The organism is Pseudomonas sp. LTR0, assembly GCF_036630035.1.
Classification (GTDB): Bacteria; Pseudomonadota; Gammaproteobacteria; order Pseudomonadales; family Pseudomonadaceae; genus Aquipseudomonas; species Aquipseudomonas putida_Y.
Genome location: NZ_CP123734.1, coordinates 248,751 through 269,251 on the forward strand (window position 1 = coordinate 248,751; position 20,501 = coordinate 269,251).

Genomic DNA, 20,501 nt, shown 5'->3' on the forward strand with positions numbered 1-20,501 from the left:
CTGTTAGGTGAGGGCCGGTGGCGCTCGTTACGTTCAATTACATCCCCGTACATGTCGGGGCTGGAGCCCGGAGGGCTGATCCCTAGAATCCTAACAAAAAATCATCTGCAAATACGAAGCCTTCCCAAATGAATCCCAAGAGCATCCCGACAGCGTTCACCCCCTTCAGTCAAAGTGGCAGTCGCCTAAAGCCGCTGGCCTTCTGCGTTGCCGTCGCCATCAGCGGTGGGGCAATGGCTGCCGACGGCAAACCCCTTGTACTGGACGCCACGCAGATCGAAGACAGCGCATTACTGCCTGCCGACGAGGCCGGCCAGTTGGGCTACACGGTCGAGAGCACCCGTAGCTCTACAGGCCTGGCACTGACACCACGGCAGACGCCGCAATCGGTTACCACCATCACCCGCCAGCAGATGGATGACCGCGACATCCACACCATCGAGCAGGCACTGGGAACCACCCCAGGCGTAACGGCCAACAAGTCCGAGGTGGGTGGGCGTACCGACTACCGCGCGCGTGGTTACTCGATCAGCAACTGGAAGGTCGATGGCCTGCAGACCCAGGGCGGTTCCGATTTCAGTGGCAGCGGCAATGCGCTGAACATGGACCTGTATGAACGCATCGACATCGTGCGCGGTGCCAACGGCCTGCTGGGCGGCACCGGCGACCCCTCGGCCACCGTCAATCTGATCCGCAAGGCACCGACCAAAACCTTCGGCGGCAGTGCTTATGCCACTTACGGCAGTTGGGACAAGCGTCGTCTGGGGGCTGACTTGAACCTGCCTCTGTCCGAAGATGGCCGCCTGCGTTCGCGTTTTGTGATGACCCAGCAGGATGCCAACTCCTTCCGCGACAACCAGTCCGAGCGCTCCCGCGCCGCCTTGGCCAATTTCGAGTTCGACCTGGACGACGCCACCACCCTGGGCGCCGGTTATCAGTATGAGTACAACAAGGTTGTGGGCGGCGGCTGGGGCGCGAACATCCCGATCTGGTACCGCGACGGCAGCAAGACCGACTTGCCGCGCAGCACCAACCTGGTGCCCAGCTGGAGCTTTGGCGAATACACCACCCGCACTGCGTTCGGTTCGCTAGAGCACCGCTTCGACAACGACTGGACCCTGGACCTGAAAGCCGCCCAGGCCACCACCGAAGCCCTGAACCACCGGGGCCTTGCCAAGGTAAACTCGGCAGGGCGCGGCAGCTACGGCGGCTATTGGGACCAGGACGGCAGCGGCGCCGTACTGAATGGTTTGCACAGCTCCAGCGACACCACCCAGCAGTCGGCGCAGATCGACCTGTCCGGCCCGTTCCAGCTGTTCGGCCGCACTCACCAGGCCATGGTCGGCTACAACGACAGCCGCACCGTCGGCTGGTCGCCCCAGTACACCTGCACCATGGTCGGCGACGGCATGGCCAGCGCGCCTGCACTGGGTTGCCAGTTCCGCGCCAACAACGGCTTCCCGGTGACCGACTGGCACAATGGCGTGGATGACGACTACGACCTCATCGCCTCGCGCACCGGCCTTCACAGCAAGACCACCACCCGCCTGCAAGGCATGTACGCCGCCACCCGCCTGAGCATCACCGACCCGTTGTCGGTGATCGTTGGCGTGCGCACCAGCAACTATTCCTCGGTCACCCGCAGTGTGGCCGGCGAGCGCAGCAGCCAGGAAGAAAACGGCATCGTCACCCCCTACCTGGGCGCGGTGTATGACCTCAATGACAACTACTCGGTATACGCCAGCTACACCGACATCTTTACCCCGCAAACCTCTGAAACCAGCAGCGGCAGCAAGGTCGAACCGATTCGTGGGCAGAGCTACGAAACCGGTATCAAGGGTGAGTGGTTCGATGGCCGCCTGAACGCCTCGGCGGCGTACTTCCGCACCAAGCAGGAAAACAAGGCCGTGCTGGACGGCGACCTGACCACCCCGACCGGCGGCAGCGCCTACAAGGCCGGTTCCGGGCAGGAAACCGACGGTATCGACCTGGAAGTCGCAGGCGCCCTGACCCCCAACTGGAACGTCTACGCCGGCTACACCTACCTGCACTTCCGTCGCGTCGACAGCGACGGCCGCAGCGACCCGTCGCACTTGTTCAAGGCCTCCACCACCTACCGCCTGAGCGGCCCGCTCGATCGCCTGACCCTGGGCGCCGGCGTGACTGCGCAGAGCAACATCCGCGCCATCTCCAGCCCGGCTGGCCAGCCCACCAACGGTGTGAGCAATGGTGCCACTGACGTGAACTGGTCCGGTTATGCCATCTGGAATGCCATGGCCAAGTACCAGTTGACCGATGAGACCAGCGTCAGCCTCAACGCCAACAACCTGTTCGACAAGCACTACTACAGCCAGTACGGGTTCTATGCCGGGGCGATTTATGGTGACCCGCGTAACCTGTCGTTGACGGTAAGCACCGCGTTCTGATCAGCTCTTCCACAAGGCCTGGCGCTGTACCTGTAGGAGCGGGTTCACCCGCGAACACCGGCGCAGCCGGTGCCTGCAACCGCATCGCCAGCGTCGCGGGCACGCCCGCACACGGAACCAGCGCTGGGTTCAAGGCCTGCGCTGGGCCGCCAAGCGGCCCTTTCTTACCTGGGCTCTGCCGCTTGCCTTGGATCAACCGGCTTCTCCAACTGGCCCTCGAAGCTATCCCAATCCTCGCCAAAAAGCTCCACCGGATGCATGGTCCGGTCTGCGCCATTGCCACAGGCTAGCGCCTTGGCAGGGCAGTACAGGTCGCAACCCCAGCAGATACGCTCGGGGTGGCGAGGGTTTGTGGGGAATCTCTTGGCCATGTTCATCCTCCCTCAGGGCTGCCTGTTCTGAACGTAAACTCCTCGCCCAGCCCGTCGTTTGACGGGCATCAATCCATTGGCGATCGCCAGGTCACCGTACATCGCGCATCCAGATATCTGGTTGACAGATATCTGGATAAGAGATATTTTCCACCCTATGTTGGTGCGCCGGGACAACACAATGCGGGTCATAACGAAAGCGGCGGTAACCAAGGCGATTGAAGCCCACGGCCAGTGGAAAGCGCCCCTAAGCCTGTGGCTGACGACCTTCGACAGGGCGACGCTGCGGTTTGAATCTTTTGAACAGTTAAGGCAGACGTGGGTCACTGTGTCTGGCTGGAATGTTGATCGCATCCCCCACTCAAAACTTAGGCCCGCCAGCCGCAAAGGGCCGCTTGATATCTACGTGTTCGATATCAAGAAAAACGAATGCCGCCTGATCGCGTGGCTCAATGCGCGAACGGGCACTCTCTACATCAAGGCCATTCTGTCGCACGCCGAGTACGACAAATGGTGCAGAAGCGATATCAGGTAGCAACCTGGGCCGCGCGATATTTCAATTCGACAGGTGACAACATGAAGCGGGATAAAATCGAAGCCAATGGACTAGATGCCTTCATCGCTAATATTTCACCCATGCTCGATGGCCTGAACACTCAGATGGCAACCATGGCCCAGCTTCTAGCCGCCTGCCATGACCCCATCAAGGACGATGCCGAGCTTGAGGCACGCATGGCATTGATCGACGAGCTCTACTCCCATGCGGACAGCGAAGGCCACGCTGCGGCACGCTTTGCCGAGATGGTAGCGGACCGCGTCTACGAGTATGAGAGTGAGTCTGTATTGGTGCCGTTCGCGAGCCAGGCCGAAGCGTTGGCCTTTCTGCTGTCGGACAGGGGCGTGAAGCAGAAGGACCTGTCGGCGATAGCGACCCAGAGCGCGGTATCCGAGATTCTGAACAACAAGCGGAAGATGACGGTTGCCCAGATAAAGGGCTTTGCTGAGTTTTTCAGCGTACCGGTTGAGTTCTTCATGCATGGGGTGATTTGACAGGCTCGATAGCCGTCTCCGACCACAACCCAGGGTCGACCAGCGCACTGCATGCCATGGCTCGGAACCCGTGGCCGCAGATGTCCGCCTTGGTGTCGTAGCCATCGTCCTGAGTGCGGCAACCCCCGCGAACACCAAGTCGAATTTGCCAGTGATCGCGTAGATCTGCCCAAGCAAGGCCACTGCATGCGGCGGGGTACAACGTGAATGTAGCCGGCCCCAAATGAGGTCGAACTGATTTCAGCGGGCGAGAGAAACACGATATTTCAGGGTATACCGCGAAACATTTCTAATTCCGCCAACTGCAAGCCACTGCGCTAGATTCGCTCCTCTTGGCATCCATGCCTTCACCAATACTGCATCTCGCCGTGGCTGCGACGCATCCAGTATGGCCAGGACCCAGAGCGGCCGATCAAGTCGTTGACCGAGTCGGTAGGGGCGGGTGCGATTGAGCTCATCATCAACGGCAGCCCTGCATTCCGATGTGTGTATGTGGCCAAATTTGCAGACATGGTCGTCGTGTTGCATTCGTTCGTAAAAACGACCAACAGGTCCGACCGGCACGCGATGCAGGTCGCCGAACAGCGGATGAAGGAGTTGAAGCAAGAACTGAGAAAAATGGGATACAGGGTTTAGCTGCCAGGCGTTTGGGTGATCACGATCTGGGGCGGTGAACCGGCATCGTTCGAGGGCAGGGTCAGGGTTGTGCGAAAGCCGAGCTTGTCCAGCATGTCCATCATGGCGTCCAAGGTGAATTTCTCGATCTTGCCATTTGCAAGCTCGGATATGCGGGATTGGGTGACGTTCAGCTTGGCTGCGGCATCATGCTGTTTGAGGCCCATTTTTTTGATGCAGTCAGTGATGAAAATGGACAAGTCCATTTTCAAGGCCATTTTGCTGGCGGTATCTGCGTCGTGGGTGGCGTGGAAAGGGCTTTCGTGGAATTGAAGCGCCATCGGCTTGCCTCGGCAGAAATATCTAAAATTTGCGATAAGTCGTAGTGGGGATTGGTTGGCGAGTCAAAGCGTTTGTGTTGGAGGGTGTGTCTGTTTTTGAGCTGGGCTGTGATCAGAGAATTGCATCTGCTTGGGGGGGGCTGCTGCGCAGCCCATCGCAGGCAAGCCAGCTCCTACACTGATCGCGGTGGCTTCAGGGCATCTGTAAGGCAGGGGATTGGGGGCTGCGGGGGGGAAAACAAAAAAGGCCCACCTTTCGGTGAGCCTTTCTTGATACTGCGTATGGTGCCGGCACCAGGAATCGAACCCGGGACCTACTGATTACAAGTCAGTTGCTCTACCATCTGAGCTATACCGGCAATGGGGCGTCATTATAGCGATCGTTTGGCGCCTGTAAACCACTTCCTTGCGAATGTTCGCAAAAGACCTAAGTCACCGGCCCAAAAGAAGAATTTTCCTACCAGCCGCGGTGCATGGTGGTGACGCTAGGCTCGCTTTTGCCCGGGTTGAAGAACAGCTTGTCGTTGTCGCAGCCGCGCTTGCGGCAGGGGCTTTCGGTGCGCAGGGGCAGGCCGTTGTCGCCGCCCAGTTGCATGCCGGGGTGGTTCCAGTCCAGGTTGCTGCTGGGGTTGGGCGAGGTGCCGCCGGCACAGCCGGTCAGGGCGAAGGTCAACAGGGCGAGGAGTTTGGCTCGGGTCACGATGGTCAGGTCCGTTGGTCCATTGTCGGTTCTGGCGCAACGCCAGAAGGCCGCGGGGCTGGCGGGCAGCGCGCGACGTCACTTTTTAATGATTTGGGGGGTGGATGATACACCGTTGCGGCGGTGGAGCATTAGCCTTGTGTTGCCTGGCATGGCCTCTTCGCGGGTGAACCCGCTCCTACAGGGGGCCGGGTAAGCCGGGTTATCTGTGTAAGGCAATTCTGAACCATGGGGTCAAAAGCTTCAGGGTTTGGATGCTTCGGAAGTATCCTACGCGCGCCGCCGAAGTAACGCTGTTGTCGGGGAAGTGGCTCACGGATACCGTTTTCGGGTCGCTCTGGCGACCTGGTGTGAGAACCCGACTTTGAACGTATCGGCTGCGTAATGGCGACTGTGCGCGGGCAGACCTTGGTCTGGCCGAGCTTCCTACGTTCACTCGGTTTCTCACCTCGTGCACGGTTGCCGCCTTTGTTCCGTGAGAAAGAATGAACACGGCAACTCCTTTTGAACTAGGGAGTTTGAAAAGTGAAAACGATCGATTCTGATCCCAACAGCCCCAAACCAATCACAACCGCAGGCGTGGAAACCTTCCTCGCAGCCGGTAACCCGTCCCTCAATCTGCTACGCGTAGAGCCCGGCGTCCCCATCGATGCTGCCTACGAGCATGTCTCGATCCTGATGGGTTACATCAAGCACCTGGTGCGCGAGGGGGATATGGAGGACGACCATAAATTCCTGGGTGCAGCCGATTACCTGTGCGACATGGCCAAGGCGCTGATGAACGATATCGAGATCGCCAAGGGTAAGGCGAATTGAAAAAGTCAGACCGCCGGGGCTGCTTTGCAGCCCTTTAGCGACGCAAGGGCCGCTCCCACAAGCGACCGTGCAAACAGCGCTTGCGCTAACCACAAGAAATCTTTATGCACAAGTGGCATCAGGGGCCTGAGCGAAAGGCATGCCGGATCGCTACGCCGCTGGTCTTTGCGCAAACGCCTGTTTTTACTGGGTTGCAGCTGCAAGCGGGAATAAGCCAAGCGCTTGAAATAGCGCTTGGATCCAACAGGTAATCACAAGCTTGTTCACAGACTTATCCACAGGTTGTGCTGCGGCTAACCGTCGCGTTCCGCGAGAATGAGCAGGTTGCGCGGGGTCAGTGGGTAATCGCAAAACAGGCCCAGGCGCACGTCATAGCCTTGTTCTTCGAGGAACAGGGCGCGATCGAGTACCAGCCACAGCTCCAGTGGCCGACGGAACAGGTTGCGTACGCGCTCCAGGTTCCGAACCTCGGCCAGGCGTTGCCAGCCCGCAGCTTCCAGCATTGCCCAGTCCGGATTGCCGCTCACTGGCAATTGCTTCAGTTCAGCCAAGTCACGGCAGTATTGTTCGAAGGGTTTCTCCAGCCAGGCCACCGGCAGGGAAGGCGTCGGCAGGTATTCATCGGTCTGGCGCTGCTGGCGTTGCAGCAGGTCGAAGCCCAGGCGCCGGGCCATCGAGGTGTCGCGCTGGCGCCGCACGCGGGCGCCGGCAGTGACGGTTTCGCTCAAGGGCAGGCCCAGGTCGTCCAGCGACAGCTGCAGGCTCGACGCCTGCGCGGCTGTGGATAACGCCTGGTATTGCTGCACGGCGATGCGGTTGTAGCAGCAGGGGGCTACGGCCAGTTGCCGGCAACCTTGCTGGCTGGCCAGTTGCATCAGGCGTACATGCAAATCGCCACAGGCATGCAGGGCAACCACGCTTTTATCGTCAGCCAGGTGGCGAGCGCTGTCTGTGGCCATCACGTCCTGGTGTACGTGCTGTGCCGGTAGGTGATGGTGCGTGCTCAGGGCCTGGCCTGCGGTGACCAGTTCTGCGTCGTACTCCAGGCAGGTCAACTGCTGGCCGGGTTGTAGCAGGCGGCGGCCGAGGTGGCCTTTGCCAGAGCACCAGTCCAGCCAGTGGTGGGGCCGGGCACGGAATGCCAGGTGGCTGGCGAAGGCTTCGATCTGCTGCCATTTGCGGCCGGGGACGGCGACGTCCAGGCGGTGGGCGGCAGGTGGCAGGTCGGTTTGCGGAAGGCTGCCGAGCGTAACGAGCTGTCGGGCTTGCTCGGCCAGTTGCGGGAATGGGGCAGGCAAGCGGTCAGTGGCGCTGTCGGCTTCGGCGTCTGCCAGTGAACATTGGCGCAGGTGGGCGGCAAGCGCTGGGTGGGTGGTTTCCCAGGCCAGTTGCAGGGTGGTGAAGGGGCGGGGTTTCCACAGCCGTTGGTGCTCGATCAGGAACTGGTCGAGGGCCTGGAAGCGGGTGCTTAGGTGGTGGCTGTGGAGGTGGTTGGGCATGGGTAGACATGTGTTGGTTTTCGGGGCCTCTTCGCGGGCGCGCCCGCTCCCACAGGTATAGTGCACAGGCTAAGCACTGTGCAGTACTTGTGGGAGCGGGCGTGCCCGCGAAGAAGGCCAGGAGATGTCAGCGCCCTTGGCACGCATCCACGCGCAACCAGCGCTCCAGCAGCTTGAAACCTTGCACCAGCATGAACGAGATCACCAGGTAGAACACGCCTGCAGCGAAGAAGATTTCCACCGGCAGGTAGGTGCGGGCAATGATGGTACGGGCCATGCCGGTCAGCTCCAGCAGGGTCACGGTACTGGCCAGGGCACTGGCCTTGAGCATCAGGATCACTTCGTTGCTGTACGCCGGCAGGCCGATGCGTGCGGCGCGTGGCAGCATGATGTAGAACAGCGCCTTGCCCCGCGACATGCCCAGCGCCCGCGCCGCTTCGATCTCACCTTTGGGGATCGACTGCAGTGCGCCGCGCAGGATCTCGGCGATGTACGCGGCGGTGTGCAGGGTCATGGTCAGCACCGTGCACCAGAACGGGTCGCGCAGGTACGGCCACAGCGAGCTGGAACGAACTGCATCGAATTGCGCCAGGCCGTAATAGACCAGGAACAGTTGCACCAGCAGTGGCGTGCCGCGGAAGAAGAAGATGTAGCTGAACGGCACGGCGCGCACGTACCAGTGGCGCGAGGAACGGGCGATGCCCAGCGGGATGGCCAGGATCAACCCGGCAACCACGGCAATGGCCACCAGTTCCAGAGTAAGGACCGCACCCTCGGCCAGGCGTGGCAGCCATTTGAAGATGACTTCCCAATTCATTATTCAGCCCTCGCAAAGCCGCGAGCGGCGCGTTTTTCCATGAAATGCATACCGGTCATGGCAATGACGGTCAGGCCCAGGTAGATGCAGGCTGCAACCATGTAGAAAGTGAACGGCTCTTTGGTCACGGTCACGCCGATTTGTGCGTGGCGCATGATTTCTTCGAGGCCGATTACCGACACCAGGGCGGTGTCCTTCATCAGGATCATGAACAGGTTGCCAAGGCCGGGCAGGGCGATGCGCCACATCTGCGGCAGGATGATCCGCGAGAGGATGCGGCCCTTGGACAGGCCCAGCGCTAGGCCAGCTTCACGGTGGCCTTTGGGGATCGCCAGGATGGCGCCACGGAACACTTCGGTGGCGTAGGCACCAAAGCACAGGCCCAGGGCGATCACGCCCGCGGCAAAGGCGCTGAGCTCAAGGCCGGGCATGTTCAGGGCTTCGCCGAGGCTGCTCATGAGCCCGACGGTACCGAAATAGATAAGCAGCACCCACAGCAGTTCGGGCACGCCGCGAACCAGGGTCGAGTAGAAGCCGCCAAGCCATTGCAGCGGCTTGAGCGGAGAGGTCTTGGCCAGGGCGCCGAGCAGGCCCAGGACCAGCCCCAGCAGCAAGGCGCAAAGCGCCAGTTTTACGGTCATCAGGGTGCCGGCCATCATGGCCGGACCGAATCCGTGCAGGTCGATATTCATGGGCAGGTCATTTTAGGGACTGGCGCGCCGCAAGGGCGCGCCGGTCAGGGCGGATCATTCGATGCTGAACGGGAAGTACTTGTCGTTGATTTTCTTGTACGTACCGTCGGCTTTGATTTCTGCCAGGGCTTTGTTCAGGTCGTCGCGCAGCTTGGTGTCACCTTTGCGCACGGCAATGCCGATCTTGTCGCTGTCCATCACCGGCTCACCCTTGAACTCGAAGTTCGAGCCGTCTTTGCTTTTCAGCCACTCGTACTGCACGTACTTGTCGGCCAGGATGCCGTCGATACGACCGGAGACCAGGTCGAGGTAGGCGTTTTCCTGGGTGTCGTAAAGTTTGATATCGACATCCGGGTAGTTGTCTTCAAGGTAGGTGCCGGCCAGGGTGGCGCGCTGGGTGCCGATGACCTTGCCCTTCAGCGACGCTTTGTCGGTCTTGAAGTCGACGTTTTTCGGCGCGATGAACTGCAGCTTGTTGGAGTAGTACGGATCGGTGAAGTCCACAGCCTGCTTGCGCTCGTCGGTGATCGACAGCGACGACACCAGGAAGTCGAACTTCTTGGCGTTAAGGGCCGGGATGATGCCGTCCCAGTCGGAGGTAACGACCGAGCACTCGACTTTCATCTTGGCGCACAGGGCGTCGCCGATGTCTTTGTCGAAGCCAACCACGTTACCGCTGGCATCCTTGTTGTTGAACGGTGGGTAGGCGGCTTCGATGCCCATGCGCAGTTTTTCTGCGGCCATGGCGTTTGCCGACATCACCAGCGTGGCAGCAGCTGCCAGGAGAAACTTCTTGTAGGTGTGCATGTATTGCTCCGTTAGCGGTGGCTGGACATGAATTGCTTGCAACGCGCCGAGGTCGGGTTTTCGAAGACCTGCTGCGGCGATCCCTGCTCTTCGACCAGGCCCTGGTGCAGGAAGACGACTTCACTGGACACATGGCGGGCAAAGCTCATCTCGTGCGTCACCAGCAGCATGGTACGGCCTTCTTCGGCCAATGCGCGGATAACGTTAAGCACTTCCTGGACCATTTCCGGATCGAGGGCCGAAGTGGGCTCGTCGAACAGGATCACTTTAGGCTTCATGGCCAGGGTACGGGCAATGGCGGCGCGCTGTTGCTGGCCACCGGAAAGCTGGGCGGGGTAGCTGTGGCGTTTGTCGTAGATGCCGACCTTGTTCAGCAGCGCTTCGGCGGCTTCGATGGCCTCGGCCTTGCTTTGGCCGAGCACGCGGCGTGGCGCCTCGATGATGTTGTCGAGGATCGACATGTGTGGCCACAGGTTGAAATTCTGGAAGACAAAGCCGATTTCACTGCGCAGGCGATTGATCTGGCGGTTGTCGGCTGCAATCAGGTCGCCATTCTTGGCGGCCTTGAGCTTGAGGGCTTCACCGGCGACCAGGATTTCGCCTTGGTGCGGGTTCTCGAGCAGGTTGATGCAGCGCAGCAGGGTGGACTTGCCGGAGCCGGACGACCCCAGGATGGAGATCACGTCACCGTCGCGAGCGGTCAGCGAAATGCCCTTGAGAATTTCCTGCTCGCCGTAGCGTTTGTGCAAATTGCGGATTTCCAGCGCGGGCGTGGCCTGAGCCATGTGCGGTCCTCATGTGTTCGGGTGCGTTCCCAGCTGTTGGCGGCCTTCCTGGCGTGCGCCAAGCTAGCATAGCGGCATTATGACGGCCAACAGGGTCGCCGGGGACTGGGGGCGCTGGTGGGGCAGTTTGTCGCATCGCTACAGCGTAACGTCGCGCAGATGTCCGCGAAGGTGTCGCCCAGCACCAGAGCCTTGATGAAAAAAGGCGCGATGGTGCCAGCTTTGGCCGGCTCATGGAAGCTGTTTTGGCCCATTGGAGGGGTAAACCCTACCTTTTACCTGTGGGAGCGGGTTACCCCGCGAATGCTTCGTTGGGGTCATAAGGTTGTACCCATGGGTTGCACTTCTCGGCATTGCAGTGGTGCAAAGGTGTTACCGAGGAGCACCTTTGGTGCATTTGTAAGTGGGTATTTCAGTAATCCGCCTATTTGGTGCCCTTTCGGTCAAGGAATGGCCGAAAGCCCTCCGGGCCGCATCCTAAAAGGCCTGCAGAGTTTTCTGATGAATGTATTCAGCACCTGGCGCGCTTATTGCCAGTAGGAAACCGCCGATTGCAGCGACGCCTAGGTCAACCCCTGGCGCGCTCTGTATCCGCAGTCGGCGTGGTCCACTCCTTACAAAGGTAGTTTCAATGAGCGGTAACAATTCCAATGACCTCGCTCAGGGGCTCAAACAACGGCATGTAACCATGCTGTCCATCGCTGGCGTCATCGGTGCCGGCCTGTTCGTAGGCTCCGGCCACGCCATCGCAGCTGCCGGCCCTGCCGTGCTGCTGGCTTACGCTGCCGCTGGTACGCTGGTCGTGCTGGTCATGCGTATGCTGGGTGAAATGGCAGTCGCCTCGCCTGACACCGGTTCGTTCTCTACGTATGCCGACCGCGCCATCGGGCGCTGGGCCGGTTTCACCATTGGCTGGCTGTACTGGTGGTTCTGGGTGCTGGTGATTCCGCTGGAGGCCAACGCGGCCGCGGCCATTCTGCATGCCTGGTTCCCCGCAGTTGATCTGTGGGCGTTCTCCCTCATCATTACCCTGGCACTGACACTTACCAACCTGTGCAGCGTGAAGAACTACGGTGAGTTCGAGTTCTGGTTTGCCTTGCTCAAAGTGCTGGCGATCATCGGCTTCATCGCCGTGGGCTGTGCTGCTTTGTTCGGCTTTGTACCGAATAGCCAGGTGAGCGGTGCCAGCCACCTGTTCGATACCCAGGGCTTCATGCCCAACGGTCTGGGCGCAGTGCTGGCCGCGATGCTGACCACCATGTTCTCGTTCATGGGTACTGAAATCGTCACCATCGCCGCTGCCGAGTCGAAGGACCCGGGCAAGCAGATCAGCCGTGCCACAAACTCGGTAATCTGGCGTATCTGCCTGTTCTACCTGGTGTCGATCTTCCTGGTCGTGGCCCTGGTGCCGTGGAACGACCCGGCCCTGGCCGAGGCTGGCTCCTACCAGACCGTGCTGAGCCGTATCGGTGTGCCGAACGCCAAGCTGATCGTCGACATCGTCGTGCTTGTTGCAGTAACCAGCTGCCTGAACTCGGCGCTATACACTTCTTCGCGCATGTTGTTCTCGCTGAGCAAGCGTGGCGACGCTCCGGCCATCGCCCAGCGCACCACCAAGGCGGCGACCCCGCACGTGGCGGTACTGCTGTCCACTGCGGCGGCGTTTCTCTGCGTGTTCGCCAACTTCGTGGCACCGGCCCAGGTATTTGAGTTCCTGCTGGCCAGCTCTGGCGCCATTGCGCTGCTGGTGTATCTGGTGATCGCCGTGTCGCAACTGCGCATGCGCGCCCAGCGTGAAGCCCGTGGCGAAAAGATCACCTTCAAGATGTGGCTGTTCCCGGGGCTGACCTGGGCGACCATTGCCTTCATCGTTGCCATTCTGGTAGTCATGGCGCTGCGTGAGGATCACCGTGTAGAGATCATTGCGACTGCGCTGCTGAGTATTGGTGTGGTGGCGGCGGGCTTGCTGGTTCATCGCAAGCGCGAGGCTGCCGGGCGGGTGGCGCTGGACAGCTGATCCGCGCTGGCTTAAATGAAAAGGCCGCGCCCTGTGAAGGGTGCGGCCTTTTCTGTCGCCTGTGATGGCCCTTTCGCGGGCAAGCCCGCTCTCACAGGTTCACCACAGGCCTGTCAGCCAAACTGCTTCTGCTGTTGCTGCTGCTTGGCCACGAGTTCGGAAGCTGCGATATAGGCTTCCTGGAATTCATCACTCTCCAGCCAGGCCATGGTGGTCTCTTCGTCAGCGCCGTCCAGCCATTTGCGGTAGGCGTTGAACACCAGCACGATGTAGTCGGTGGCGTGTTCTTCCTTGTGCCCCTTGAGCACGAGGGCGAGTAGCGGGTCCACCAGGAACACCGAGATCATTGGCACCAGGCCGCCTTCCTGGGCTTCCTTCATCTTGTTGAACATCGCGTCGTAGCTGCCCGACTCCATGGCCTTGTTGTACACCTGCTCGACGCTGGCGCTGTCGCCGGCGCTGGCCTTGACCGCTTGGCCGCTGCGTACCATGCGGTTCTGCTTGGCCTTGCTGGCGGCGCGCTTGGCGCGTTTCTGTTGCTTGGTAGGGGTGGCCATGGGCAAATCCTTGGGTGTGTCTGAAAGTGCGCGTATTGAAGCGCAATTGCCCGATAAACCCAAGCAGTGCTCCCGAGCGCTGCAGTGGAGAGGTCTGTGGGATGGTAGGCATGCCGAGCGTTCAGGTGGCTGGCTGCGGAGTCTCATCTTCTTCGAAGCCGCGTGAAGCTCGGCCTACCAGCAGAGGGTCGGGTGCATACGCCACCCGAGGGTCTTTACCCGGGTAGTCCAGCGAATGCAGGAAATGCCGGATGCAGTTGATCCGCGCCCGCTTCTTGTCATCTGATTTGATCACCGTCCACGGCGCATCGGCTGTATCGGTATGGAAGAACATCGCCTCCTTGGCCGAGGTGTAGTCCTCCCACTTGTCTAGCGACTTGATGTCGATGGGTGACAGCTTCCAATGCTTGAGCGGGTCGTCCCGGCGCGAAATGAAACGGCGCAGCTGCTCTTCGCGGTTCACCGAAAACCAGTACTTGAACAGCAGGATGCCACTGTTGCACAGCATGCGCTCCAAGTCTGGCGTCTGACGCATGAATTCCAGGTACTGCAGTGGCGTGCAAAAATCCATCACCTTCTCGACTCCGGCCCGGTTGTACCAGGAACGGTCGAAGAACACCATTTCACCCTCCGTGGGCAGGTGCTGGATGTAGCGCTGGAAGTACCACTGGCCTTTCTCCTGCTCGGAAGGCTTCTCCAGAGCGACGATGCGCGCACCGCGTGGGTTGAGGTGCTCCATGAAGCGCTTGATGGTGCCGCCCTTGCCTGCGGCATCGCGCCCTTCGAACAGGATCACCACCCGCTGGCCGGTTTCCTTCACCCAGCTCTGTACCTTCAGTAGCTCGATCTGTAACGCATGCTTGGCCTTATCGTAGTCCTGGCGTCGCAGGCGGGTACGGTAAGGGTAGTTGGCCGGCAGGCGCGCCGAGGTGCTGTCTTCGTTGCTGCCCTTGGGGGCGGTGGCAACCTCCAGCGCTGCGGGTTGCTGGCTGATGCTGGTTATTGTCGGCTCCGGCTTGCGCTGGCGTGGGCGGCGGGTGCGGATCGGTGTGAGTGCGGATTCGCTGGGGGAGGGGAGCAGGAGGGGTGATTCTTCGCTCATGGAGGTCCTTGCTGGTCGATGCGGATGTCCGTATTCGATTATGAAGGTGAGCGAATAATGGCTATTTGATGCTGATCAATGAGAAAAATTACAGACAACAAAAAACCCGCACTAGGCGGGTTTCTTGTTGTCGCTTCGGGTAACTTTGCAACCACCAGAAGCTTGAAGGTGGTGCCCAGAGACGGAGTCGAACCGCCGACACGAGGATTTTCAATCCTCTGCTCTACCGACTGAGCTATCTGGGCGACGAGGTGAATTAAATAGATTTCCGGACCGCTCGTCAACGACTTTTTGAAAAAATTTTAAATTAATTCCGTCGCTTACGATTTTTGGGGTCATTCGGCCGGTGGAACGTAGCCTTCGGCCTGGGCGTATTCTTCGCCGGCGAAAAACTTGTCCATTTCGGCCTGGAGGAATTTGCGGTCCTCGGCGTTCATCATGTTCAGGCGCTTTTCGTTGATCAGCATGGTCTGGTGCTTCTGCCAGTCGGCCCAGGCTTTCTGCGAGATGTGTTCGAAGATGTCCTGGCCCTTGGCGCCGGGGTAGGGCGGGCGTTCCAGGCCTGGTAGTTCTTCTTGGTACTTGCGGCACATCACGGTGCGGGTCATCGGGCGTCTCCTGCAATCAGTTCGTCGGTCGCGCGTTCAAGCAGCTTTTTCACCGGGGCGGCGAGGCCCAGACGCGGCGGGGTGGCGAGGTTATACCAGAGCCAGTCGGCCTCGGCCACGTGCTCGCCGACCGGGTCGACGCGTACTAGCCAGGGTTCGATCGCCAGCTGGAAGTGGCTGAAGGTATGGGTCAGGCCGTCCATGGCGTGGCGGCCAGCCAGGCGCAGGCCGTGCTGATAGGCCAGGTCGTCGAGCTGGGTGATGTCGTCCAGTTCCGGGAGGCTCCACAAACCACCCCACAGGCCGCTGGAAGGACGTCGGTAAAGCAGGATGGCGCCTTCGTGGTTGGCCAGCAGAGGCATCAGTGTGCGCCGTTGCGGCAGCGCCTTGCGCGGTTTGGGCTCGGGGTAGCGGGTTTCTTCGCCGTGCAGGTGCGCTTCGCAGCCACGCTGCAACGGGCAGATCAGGCAGCTGGGCTTGCTGCGCGTGCACAGCGTGGCGCCCATGTCCATCATCGCCTGGGTGTAGTGGTTGGCGCGTTGTTGCGGGGTGAAACGCTCGGCAGTGGCCCATAGCTGGTTGGCAACCTTGGGTTCGCCTGGGTAGCCCGCCTGGGCGGTGTAGCGTGCCAGCACGCGCTTGACGTTGCCGTCGAGGATCGGTGCGCGGATGCCCATGCTGATGCTGGCGATGGCGCCGGCAGTGGAGCGGCCGATGCCGGGCAGCTCGGTAAGCTGCTCGACACTGCGCGGGAATTCGCCGCCATGTTGCTCGACGACGACCTTGGCGGCCTTTTGCAGGTTGCGTGCGCGGGTGTAGTAGCCCAGGCCCGTCCACAGGTGCAGCACTTCGTCCTCCGGTGCCTCGGCCAGGGCTTGCACGGTTGGCAGGGCTTGCATGAAGCGGTCGAAGTAGTTGAGCACGGTGCTGACCTGGGTCTGCTGCAACATGATTTCCGACACCCACACGCGGTACGGGGTGATGCCCTGTTGCCAGGGCAGGTCGTGCCGGCCGTGCTCGTCATACCAGTCCAGCACAGCGCTGGAGAACTGCTCGGGGCTCATCGCTTGAACAGCCCCTTGAGCGCGTCTTTCAGTTCCGGGCTCACTTTGTCTCCAAGTTTTTCATCAAGCTTTTCATCGATCTTGTCTTTCAGGCGGTTGCCGGCCAGTTTGGCGGCAACCTTGCCCAGGCCGTTCTGGTCCAGGCGGCAGGCCTTTGCGCCGAGTTCCAGCGGGCCACGGCAGCGTAGGGGGACTTCAACACCCACATAACGTTCGTTGACCTGGCAGGCCGGGTCTGGCATGGCACGCTGGTCGCCTTCGACGATTACGCCGATGTTGTAGTCCATGCCCAGCACGCGCAGGTCGAGGTCACCATGGCCGTTGACGGTCAGGCCCGGGATGCGCGCCTTGAGGTCCGGGTTGCTGGCGACGCCATTGCGTATGACCAGGCTGCCGCGCAGTTCCTGGAACGGGGTGTCCTTGCCGCGTGGTTCGCTGCTCAGCGTCTTGCGATTGAGCGTGGCGATGGCCTGGCACAGTTGCTGTTCCAGGTTGGCATTGACCAGCACGCCATCGTTGATGGCGAAGTTTGCGCTGCCGTTCAGGGTGTCGACCAGTGCCTTCTGGCTGTTACCGGTGGCTGTCAGATCACTGGTCAGGGTCAGCAGGCCCTTGACTGGTGGCGTCTGTTCCTTGCCTTCGGCCTTGATGAAGTGCTCCACCGGCACCCGCTGGATGTTGGTGTTCACACCCAGCTGCGGCACGGCAGGGCGCACGTCGACCGTGCCCTTGGCTTCGAAGGTGCCGTTGTACAGCTCTCCGCGCAGGGTTTGCAGGGTCAGCAGGCCGCCTTGGCCAACGGCCTTTAGCTGGGCGTTTTCGATCGGCAGCTTATCCAGGGTCAACGAGCCGAAGGCCAGGTCGGCCTGCAGATCGAGGGCGCGCAAACGGTCGACCGGCAGCAGCTTGTCGTCGCTCCATGCCACTTGTGTCGGGGCACTGGGCAGTGGTGTGGAGCCGGCACTGGCTACGGCGCTGGCCTCTTGTTGCTTGACCTCGGCCTGGCGCGCAGCGGTGGCGCCCTTGGCCTCTTCGCTCTTGGCCGGCAGGTAGCGGTCGGCGTCGAAGGTGTCGCCCTTAAGCTGCAGGCGCAGGGCCTGTCTGGCGAAATCTTCGACGGCCACGCGGCCGCTGAAGGTGCTGTCGTCCAGCTTCACCGCCAGGTCTTCCAGGGCCAGGCTGTCAGGCGTGCCCTTCAGGCGAGTTACCAGTTCCAGTTTGGCGAAGGCGGCCGGGTCGTTGGTGGCCGGCAGCGGGCGGCCGATGCTTTCAAGGAAGGTGCGCAGGTTGAACTGGGCGATGGACAGGCCGCCGCTCAGCTGGGGTGCCTTGTCCAGATCACGCAGGTTCAGCTCACCGAGGGCGCGCAGTTGGTTGGCCGAAACTTTCAGGCCGTTCCACGTGGCGACATTGGCGGCCAGGTCGACCAGCAGTTGGCCTTGGGCGGCGAAAGTCACGGTCTTGCCGCCAGTTGGCTCACCCGAGGTCTCGCCCGACAGGCGCATGTCTTCGAAGTTGTAGCGCTTGAGCTTGCGGTCGAAGCGCAATTCGCCGGCCAGTTCGGTACGGGCCTTGATGTTCGGCTGGCTGGCGCTGATGAAGGCGCTGGCCTTGAGCGGGATGTTTGCGCCTTCATGGACCGGGCCGGTGCTCAGCTGGATGCTCTCGGCGCTGTAGCTGTGACCGGTCTTGGCATCGGTGTACTGCACGCGGGCGTTGTTCACGGTCAGGCTGTCGATGTCCAGCTTGATGGCGCGCTCGTTGCTGTCGACGGTCGCAGGCTTCTGCTCGGCAGGTGCCTGTGCCGGTGCATTGGTACTTGCGCCATTCTCCGCGGGCAGCGGCTTGCCGATGTCCTCCCAGTTGCCATGGCCCTGTTCGTCGCGCGTCAGGGTCAGGTTCAGGCCTTCGACACGTACGTCGCTCATTTGTACTTCGCGACGCAGCAGCGGCAGCACACGGACTGAAAGGCCAAGCATCTGCAGATCGGCGAACGGCTCCTTGGGTTTGTTCAAGGTAGCGATGCTGGCTTCGTGCAGCTCCAGGCCCAGCCACGGGAACAGGCTCCAGCCGATGTCACCGTTGAGGGTCAGTTCGATGTGAGCCTTGTCGCGTGCCAACTGGCGAATCTCGTCTTTGTAGTCGTTGGGATCAAAGAGGTGGGTCAGGGCGAAGCCCAGCGCCACGATGATCAGCAGTAACCCGAGAAGCCCCAGTCCCAGGATTTTGCCGAACGCTTTCATGGGCGAGTCCTTTTAGTCCGTTAGTGAGTTCAGGCGGCAGAGTATAACGCTGTAGCGGTTCCCCCTGCTTGTACGACTAGAGATGTAGGAAATTCCTACGCCTGTATCAGATGGTACGGCTTTCGACAGCTTAATATTGAGCTTGTGCCGGAACCATGACCGTTTCAGTCGGGCAGAATTGAACGATGGCAGATTGCTTTCATCCTGCTTGATGCTGCTACCCTTGCGCCGCTTCGCGAGCACCTTCCCAATAACAAGGATCAGATCCATGACCAGTACTGTCGCGACGGGAACCTCGGCCAGTGCGCCAGGTTTCCTGTCGAAGGAACGCATAATCGCCCGCCCAGGCTTCAACCGCTGGCTGGTTCCGCCAGCCGCCCTGGCTATTCACCTGTGCATCGGTATGGCCTACGGCTTCTCGGTATTCTGGCTGCCTTTGTCGCAAGCCCTTGGGATCACCGCCCCCGTCGCCTGTGCAGCAGACATGGGCTTCATGGCCCGAATGTTCAGCGCCGAATGCGACTGGCCAATCTCGATGCTGAGCTGGATCTACACCCTGTTCTTCGTATTCCTCGGCTGCTCGGCGGCGGTGCTGGGCGGCTGGCTGGAGCACGCCGGCCCGCGCAAGGCTGGCCTGGTGTCGGCGTTGTGCTGGTGCGGTGGCATGCTGCTTTCGGCGATAGGTGTGAAAACCCATCAGCTGTGGCTGATGTGGCTTGGCTCCGGCGTGATCGGCGGTATCGGCCTGGGCCTGGGCTACATCTCGCCGGTGTCGACCTTGATCAAGTGGTTCCCGGACAAACGCGGCATGGCCACCGGTATGGCGATCATGGGCTTTGGCGGCGGGGCCATGGTAGGGGCACCGCTGGCCACCGCGCTTATGGGGCATTTTGGCAATGAGCACGAAGTTGGGGTATGGCAGAGCTTTGTCGCCATGGCGGCGATCTACTTCGTGTTCATGACCGCTGGCGCCTTGGCGTATCGCGTACCACCGACCGGCTGGAAGCCTGAAGGCTGGGCTGCGCCGTTGAAGAATGCCAGTAACGCCATGGTCACCGACCGTCACGTGCACGTCAGTGTGGCCTGGAAGACCCCGCAGTTCGCGCTGATCTGGCTGGTGCTGTGCCTGAACGTGTCGGCGGGCATCGGCATTATCGGTATGGCTTCGCCGCTGCTGCAGGAAGTGTTCGCCGGTAAATTACTGGGCAACGAACTGACCTTCAGCCAGCTGAGCACTGCGCAGTTGGCGCAAATTGCCGCGATCGCCGCCGGCTTTACCGGCCTGCTGAGCCTGTTCAACATTGGCGGCCGGTTCTTCTGGGCATCGTTCTCCGACTACATCGGCCGCAAGAACACCTACTTTGCCTTCTTCGCTTTGGGTGTGGGCTTGTACAGCCTGGTACCGAACATGGGGCACCTGGGCAACGTGGCACTTTTCGTGGCCGCGTTCTGCATCATTCTGTCGATGTATGGCGGTGGCTTTGCAACGGTGCCGGCCTACCTGGCCGACCTGTTCGGCACGCAGATGGTGGGTGCCATTCATGGCCGCCTGCTGACCGCTTGGGCGGCAGCCGGGTTGCTGGGGCCGGTGCTGATCACCTACCTGCGCGAGTATCAACTGGCGGCGGGCGTGGAGCGGGCGGCGGCTTATGACATGACCTTGTACATCCTCGCGGGTCTGCTGGTGCTGGGCTTTATCTGCAACATGCTGGTGCGTCCGGTGGCCGACAAGCACTTCATGAGTGATGCCGAACTGACGGCCGAGCGCGCGTTGAGCCATGACAAGGGCGCCGATGGGGCGCGGTCGCTGGAGTGGAAAGCGGCGCCAGGCAGCCTGCCACTGGTGCTGCTGGCGTGGGCGGTGGTGGTTGTGCCGTTGGCCTGGGGTGTCTGGGTGACCTTGCAGAAGACCGCTGTGCTGTTCCATTGATCAGCAGGGGGCGCGTTGCGCCCCTTTCGCAGATGCAGGAGCGGGCCGTTGTGGTTGTATA

The 20,501-nt window shown here is 61.0% G+C and carries 20 protein-coding genes, 2 tRNA genes and 1 pseudogene; 7 read left to right on the forward strand and 16 right to left on the reverse strand.

From position 1 onward, the window contains the following. The first annotated feature begins 128 nt into the window (after positions 1-128). Positions 129-2,426 (forward strand): TonB-dependent siderophore receptor, encoded by a 2,298-nt coding sequence (locus tag QCL51_RS01120; protein WP_103443312.1) that lies wholly within the window; start codon positions 129-131, stop codon positions 2,424-2,426. A gap of 164 nt (positions 2,427-2,590) precedes the next feature. On the opposite strand, the gene QCL51_RS01125 is transcribed toward QCL51_RS01120, so the two are convergent. Beyond that, entirely contained in the window at positions 2,591-2,797 is a 207-nt protein-coding gene (locus QCL51_RS01125; protein ID WP_028697322.1) for a DUF3079 domain-containing protein, read from the reverse strand. Between the two features lie 58 nt (positions 2,798-2,855). Here QCL51_RS01125 and QCL51_RS01130 point away from each other — a divergent pair, with 58 nt between their 5' ends. Then, a complete protein-coding gene (locus tag QCL51_RS01130; RefSeq protein ID WP_230849509.1) occupies positions 2,856-3,332 on the forward strand; it encodes a type II toxin-antitoxin system HigB family toxin in 477 nt (158 codons plus the stop codon). A gap of 41 nt (positions 3,333-3,373) precedes the next feature. Beyond that, positions 3,374-3,847, forward strand: coding sequence for a transcriptional regulator (locus QCL51_RS01135; RefSeq protein ID WP_021782620.1), 474 nt, complete (start codon positions 3,374-3,376; stop codon positions 3,845-3,847). A 4-nt stretch (positions 3,848-3,851) separates the two neighbouring features. Here the strand turns inward: QCL51_RS01135 and QCL51_RS01140 are convergent. Further along, positions 3,852-4,065 (reverse strand): annotated as a pseudogene (locus QCL51_RS01140) (integrase); the annotation flags it as partial. Between the two features lie 163 nt (positions 4,066-4,228). On the opposite strand from QCL51_RS01140, the gene QCL51_RS01145 reads away from it, so the two are divergent. Further along, entirely contained in the window at positions 4,229-4,483 is a 255-nt protein-coding gene (locus QCL51_RS01145) for a type II toxin-antitoxin system RelE/ParE family toxin (RefSeq protein WP_325950988.1), read from the forward strand. On the opposite strand, the gene QCL51_RS01150 is transcribed toward QCL51_RS01145, so the two are convergent. The 3 genes from QCL51_RS01150 to QCL51_RS01160 all read right to left on the reverse strand — a co-directional run bounded on the left by QCL51_RS01150 (position 4,480) and on the right by QCL51_RS01160 (position 5,503). Further along, entirely contained in the window at positions 4,480-4,803 is a 324-nt protein-coding gene (locus tag QCL51_RS01150; protein WP_011953230.1) for a helix-turn-helix transcriptional regulator, read from the reverse strand. The two genes, QCL51_RS01145 and QCL51_RS01150, sit on opposite strands and share 4 nt — an antisense overlap. A 283-nt stretch (positions 4,804-5,086) precedes the next feature. After that, a tRNA-Thr gene (locus QCL51_RS01155) sits at positions 5,087-5,162 on the reverse strand. A 98-nt stretch (positions 5,163-5,260) separates the two neighbouring features. Beyond that, entirely contained in the window at positions 5,261-5,503 is a 243-nt protein-coding gene (locus QCL51_RS01160) for a hypothetical protein (protein ID WP_021782622.1), read from the reverse strand. Between the two features lie 525 nt (positions 5,504-6,028). Here QCL51_RS01160 and QCL51_RS01165 point away from each other — a divergent pair. Further along, positions 6,029-6,319, forward strand: coding sequence for a DUF3077 domain-containing protein (locus tag QCL51_RS01165; protein ID WP_021782623.1), 291 nt, complete (start codon positions 6,029-6,031; stop codon positions 6,317-6,319). A 293-nt stretch (positions 6,320-6,612) separates the two neighbouring features. Here QCL51_RS01165 and QCL51_RS01170 read toward each other — a convergent pair whose 3' ends face one another. The 5 genes from QCL51_RS01170 to QCL51_RS01190 all read right to left on the reverse strand — a co-directional run bounded on the left by QCL51_RS01170 (position 6,613) and on the right by QCL51_RS01190 (position 10,919). After that, positions 6,613-7,818 carry a methyltransferase gene (locus tag QCL51_RS01170; RefSeq protein ID WP_021782624.1) on the reverse strand — a complete coding sequence of 402 codons (1,206 nt, stop codon included), beginning with the start codon at positions 7,816-7,818 and terminating at the stop codon, positions 6,613-6,615. A 127-nt stretch (positions 7,819-7,945) separates the two neighbouring features. Further along, entirely contained in the window at positions 7,946-8,635 is a 690-nt protein-coding gene (locus QCL51_RS01175) for an ABC transporter permease (RefSeq protein ID WP_014589362.1), read from the reverse strand. Further along, positions 8,635-9,327: an ABC transporter permease gene (locus QCL51_RS01180; RefSeq protein WP_021782625.1), complete on the reverse strand. Its 693-nt coding sequence runs from the start codon at positions 9,325-9,327 to the stop codon at positions 8,635-8,637. The genes QCL51_RS01175 and QCL51_RS01180 overlap by 1 nt, the downstream gene beginning before the upstream one ends. A 54-nt stretch (positions 9,328-9,381) precedes the next feature. Continuing rightward, entirely contained in the window at positions 9,382-10,134 is a 753-nt protein-coding gene (locus QCL51_RS01185) for an ABC transporter substrate-binding protein (protein ID WP_021782626.1), read from the reverse strand. A gap of 11 nt (positions 10,135-10,145) precedes the next feature. Then, positions 10,146-10,919 (reverse strand): ABC transporter ATP-binding protein, encoded by a 774-nt coding sequence (locus QCL51_RS01190; RefSeq protein WP_003255746.1) that lies wholly within the window; start codon positions 10,917-10,919, stop codon positions 10,146-10,148. A 631-nt stretch (positions 10,920-11,550) separates the two neighbouring features. On the opposite strand from QCL51_RS01190, the gene gabP reads away from it, so the two are divergent. Continuing rightward, positions 11,551-12,936: a GABA permease gene (gene gabP / locus QCL51_RS01195; protein WP_321141844.1), complete on the forward strand. Its 1,386-nt coding sequence runs from the start codon at positions 11,551-11,553 to the stop codon at positions 12,934-12,936. Positions 12,937-13,049: 113 nt separating this feature from the next. Here the strand turns inward: gabP and QCL51_RS01200 are convergent, their stop codons facing one another. From QCL51_RS01200 to QCL51_RS01225, 6 genes are all read right to left on the reverse strand, one after another. Further along, positions 13,050-13,493 carry a hypothetical protein gene (locus tag QCL51_RS01200; RefSeq protein ID WP_021782628.1) on the reverse strand — a complete coding sequence of 148 codons (444 nt, stop codon included), beginning with the start codon at positions 13,491-13,493 and terminating at the stop codon, positions 13,050-13,052. A 121-nt stretch (positions 13,494-13,614) separates the two neighbouring features. Beyond that, the gene (ppk2, locus tag QCL51_RS01205) at positions 13,615-14,595 is read right to left on the reverse strand and encodes a polyphosphate kinase 2 (RefSeq protein ID WP_021782629.1); all 981 of its coding nucleotides are present in this window, start codon (positions 14,593-14,595) and stop codon (positions 13,615-13,617) included. A 169-nt stretch (positions 14,596-14,764) separates the two neighbouring features. Further along, positions 14,765-14,840: transfer RNA gene (locus QCL51_RS01210), tRNA-Phe, on the reverse strand. Positions 14,841-14,930: 90 nt separating this feature from the next. Beyond that, the gene (locus tag QCL51_RS01215; RefSeq protein WP_003255742.1) at positions 14,931-15,203 is read right to left on the reverse strand and encodes an oxidative damage protection protein; all 273 of its coding nucleotides are present in this window, start codon (positions 15,201-15,203) and stop codon (positions 14,931-14,933) included. After that, positions 15,200-16,267: an A/G-specific adenine glycosylase gene (gene mutY, locus QCL51_RS01220; protein ID WP_021782630.1), complete on the reverse strand. Its 1,068-nt coding sequence runs from the start codon at positions 16,265-16,267 to the stop codon at positions 15,200-15,202. Before mutY ends, QCL51_RS01215 begins: the two co-directional genes overlap by 4 nt. Then, positions 16,264-18,510, reverse strand: coding sequence for an AsmA family protein (locus tag QCL51_RS01225; RefSeq protein ID WP_028697318.1), 2,247 nt, complete (start codon positions 18,508-18,510; stop codon positions 16,264-16,266). The genes mutY and QCL51_RS01225 overlap by 4 nt, the downstream gene beginning before the upstream one ends. 268 nt (positions 18,511-18,778) lie before the next feature. Here QCL51_RS01225 and QCL51_RS01230 point away from each other — a divergent pair, with 268 nt between their 5' ends. Continuing rightward, the gene (locus QCL51_RS01230) at positions 18,779-20,440 is read left to right on the forward strand and encodes an OFA family MFS transporter (RefSeq protein WP_338444568.1); all 1,662 of its coding nucleotides are present in this window, start codon (positions 18,779-18,781) and stop codon (positions 20,438-20,440) included. Positions 20,441-20,501: the final 61 nt, after the last annotated feature.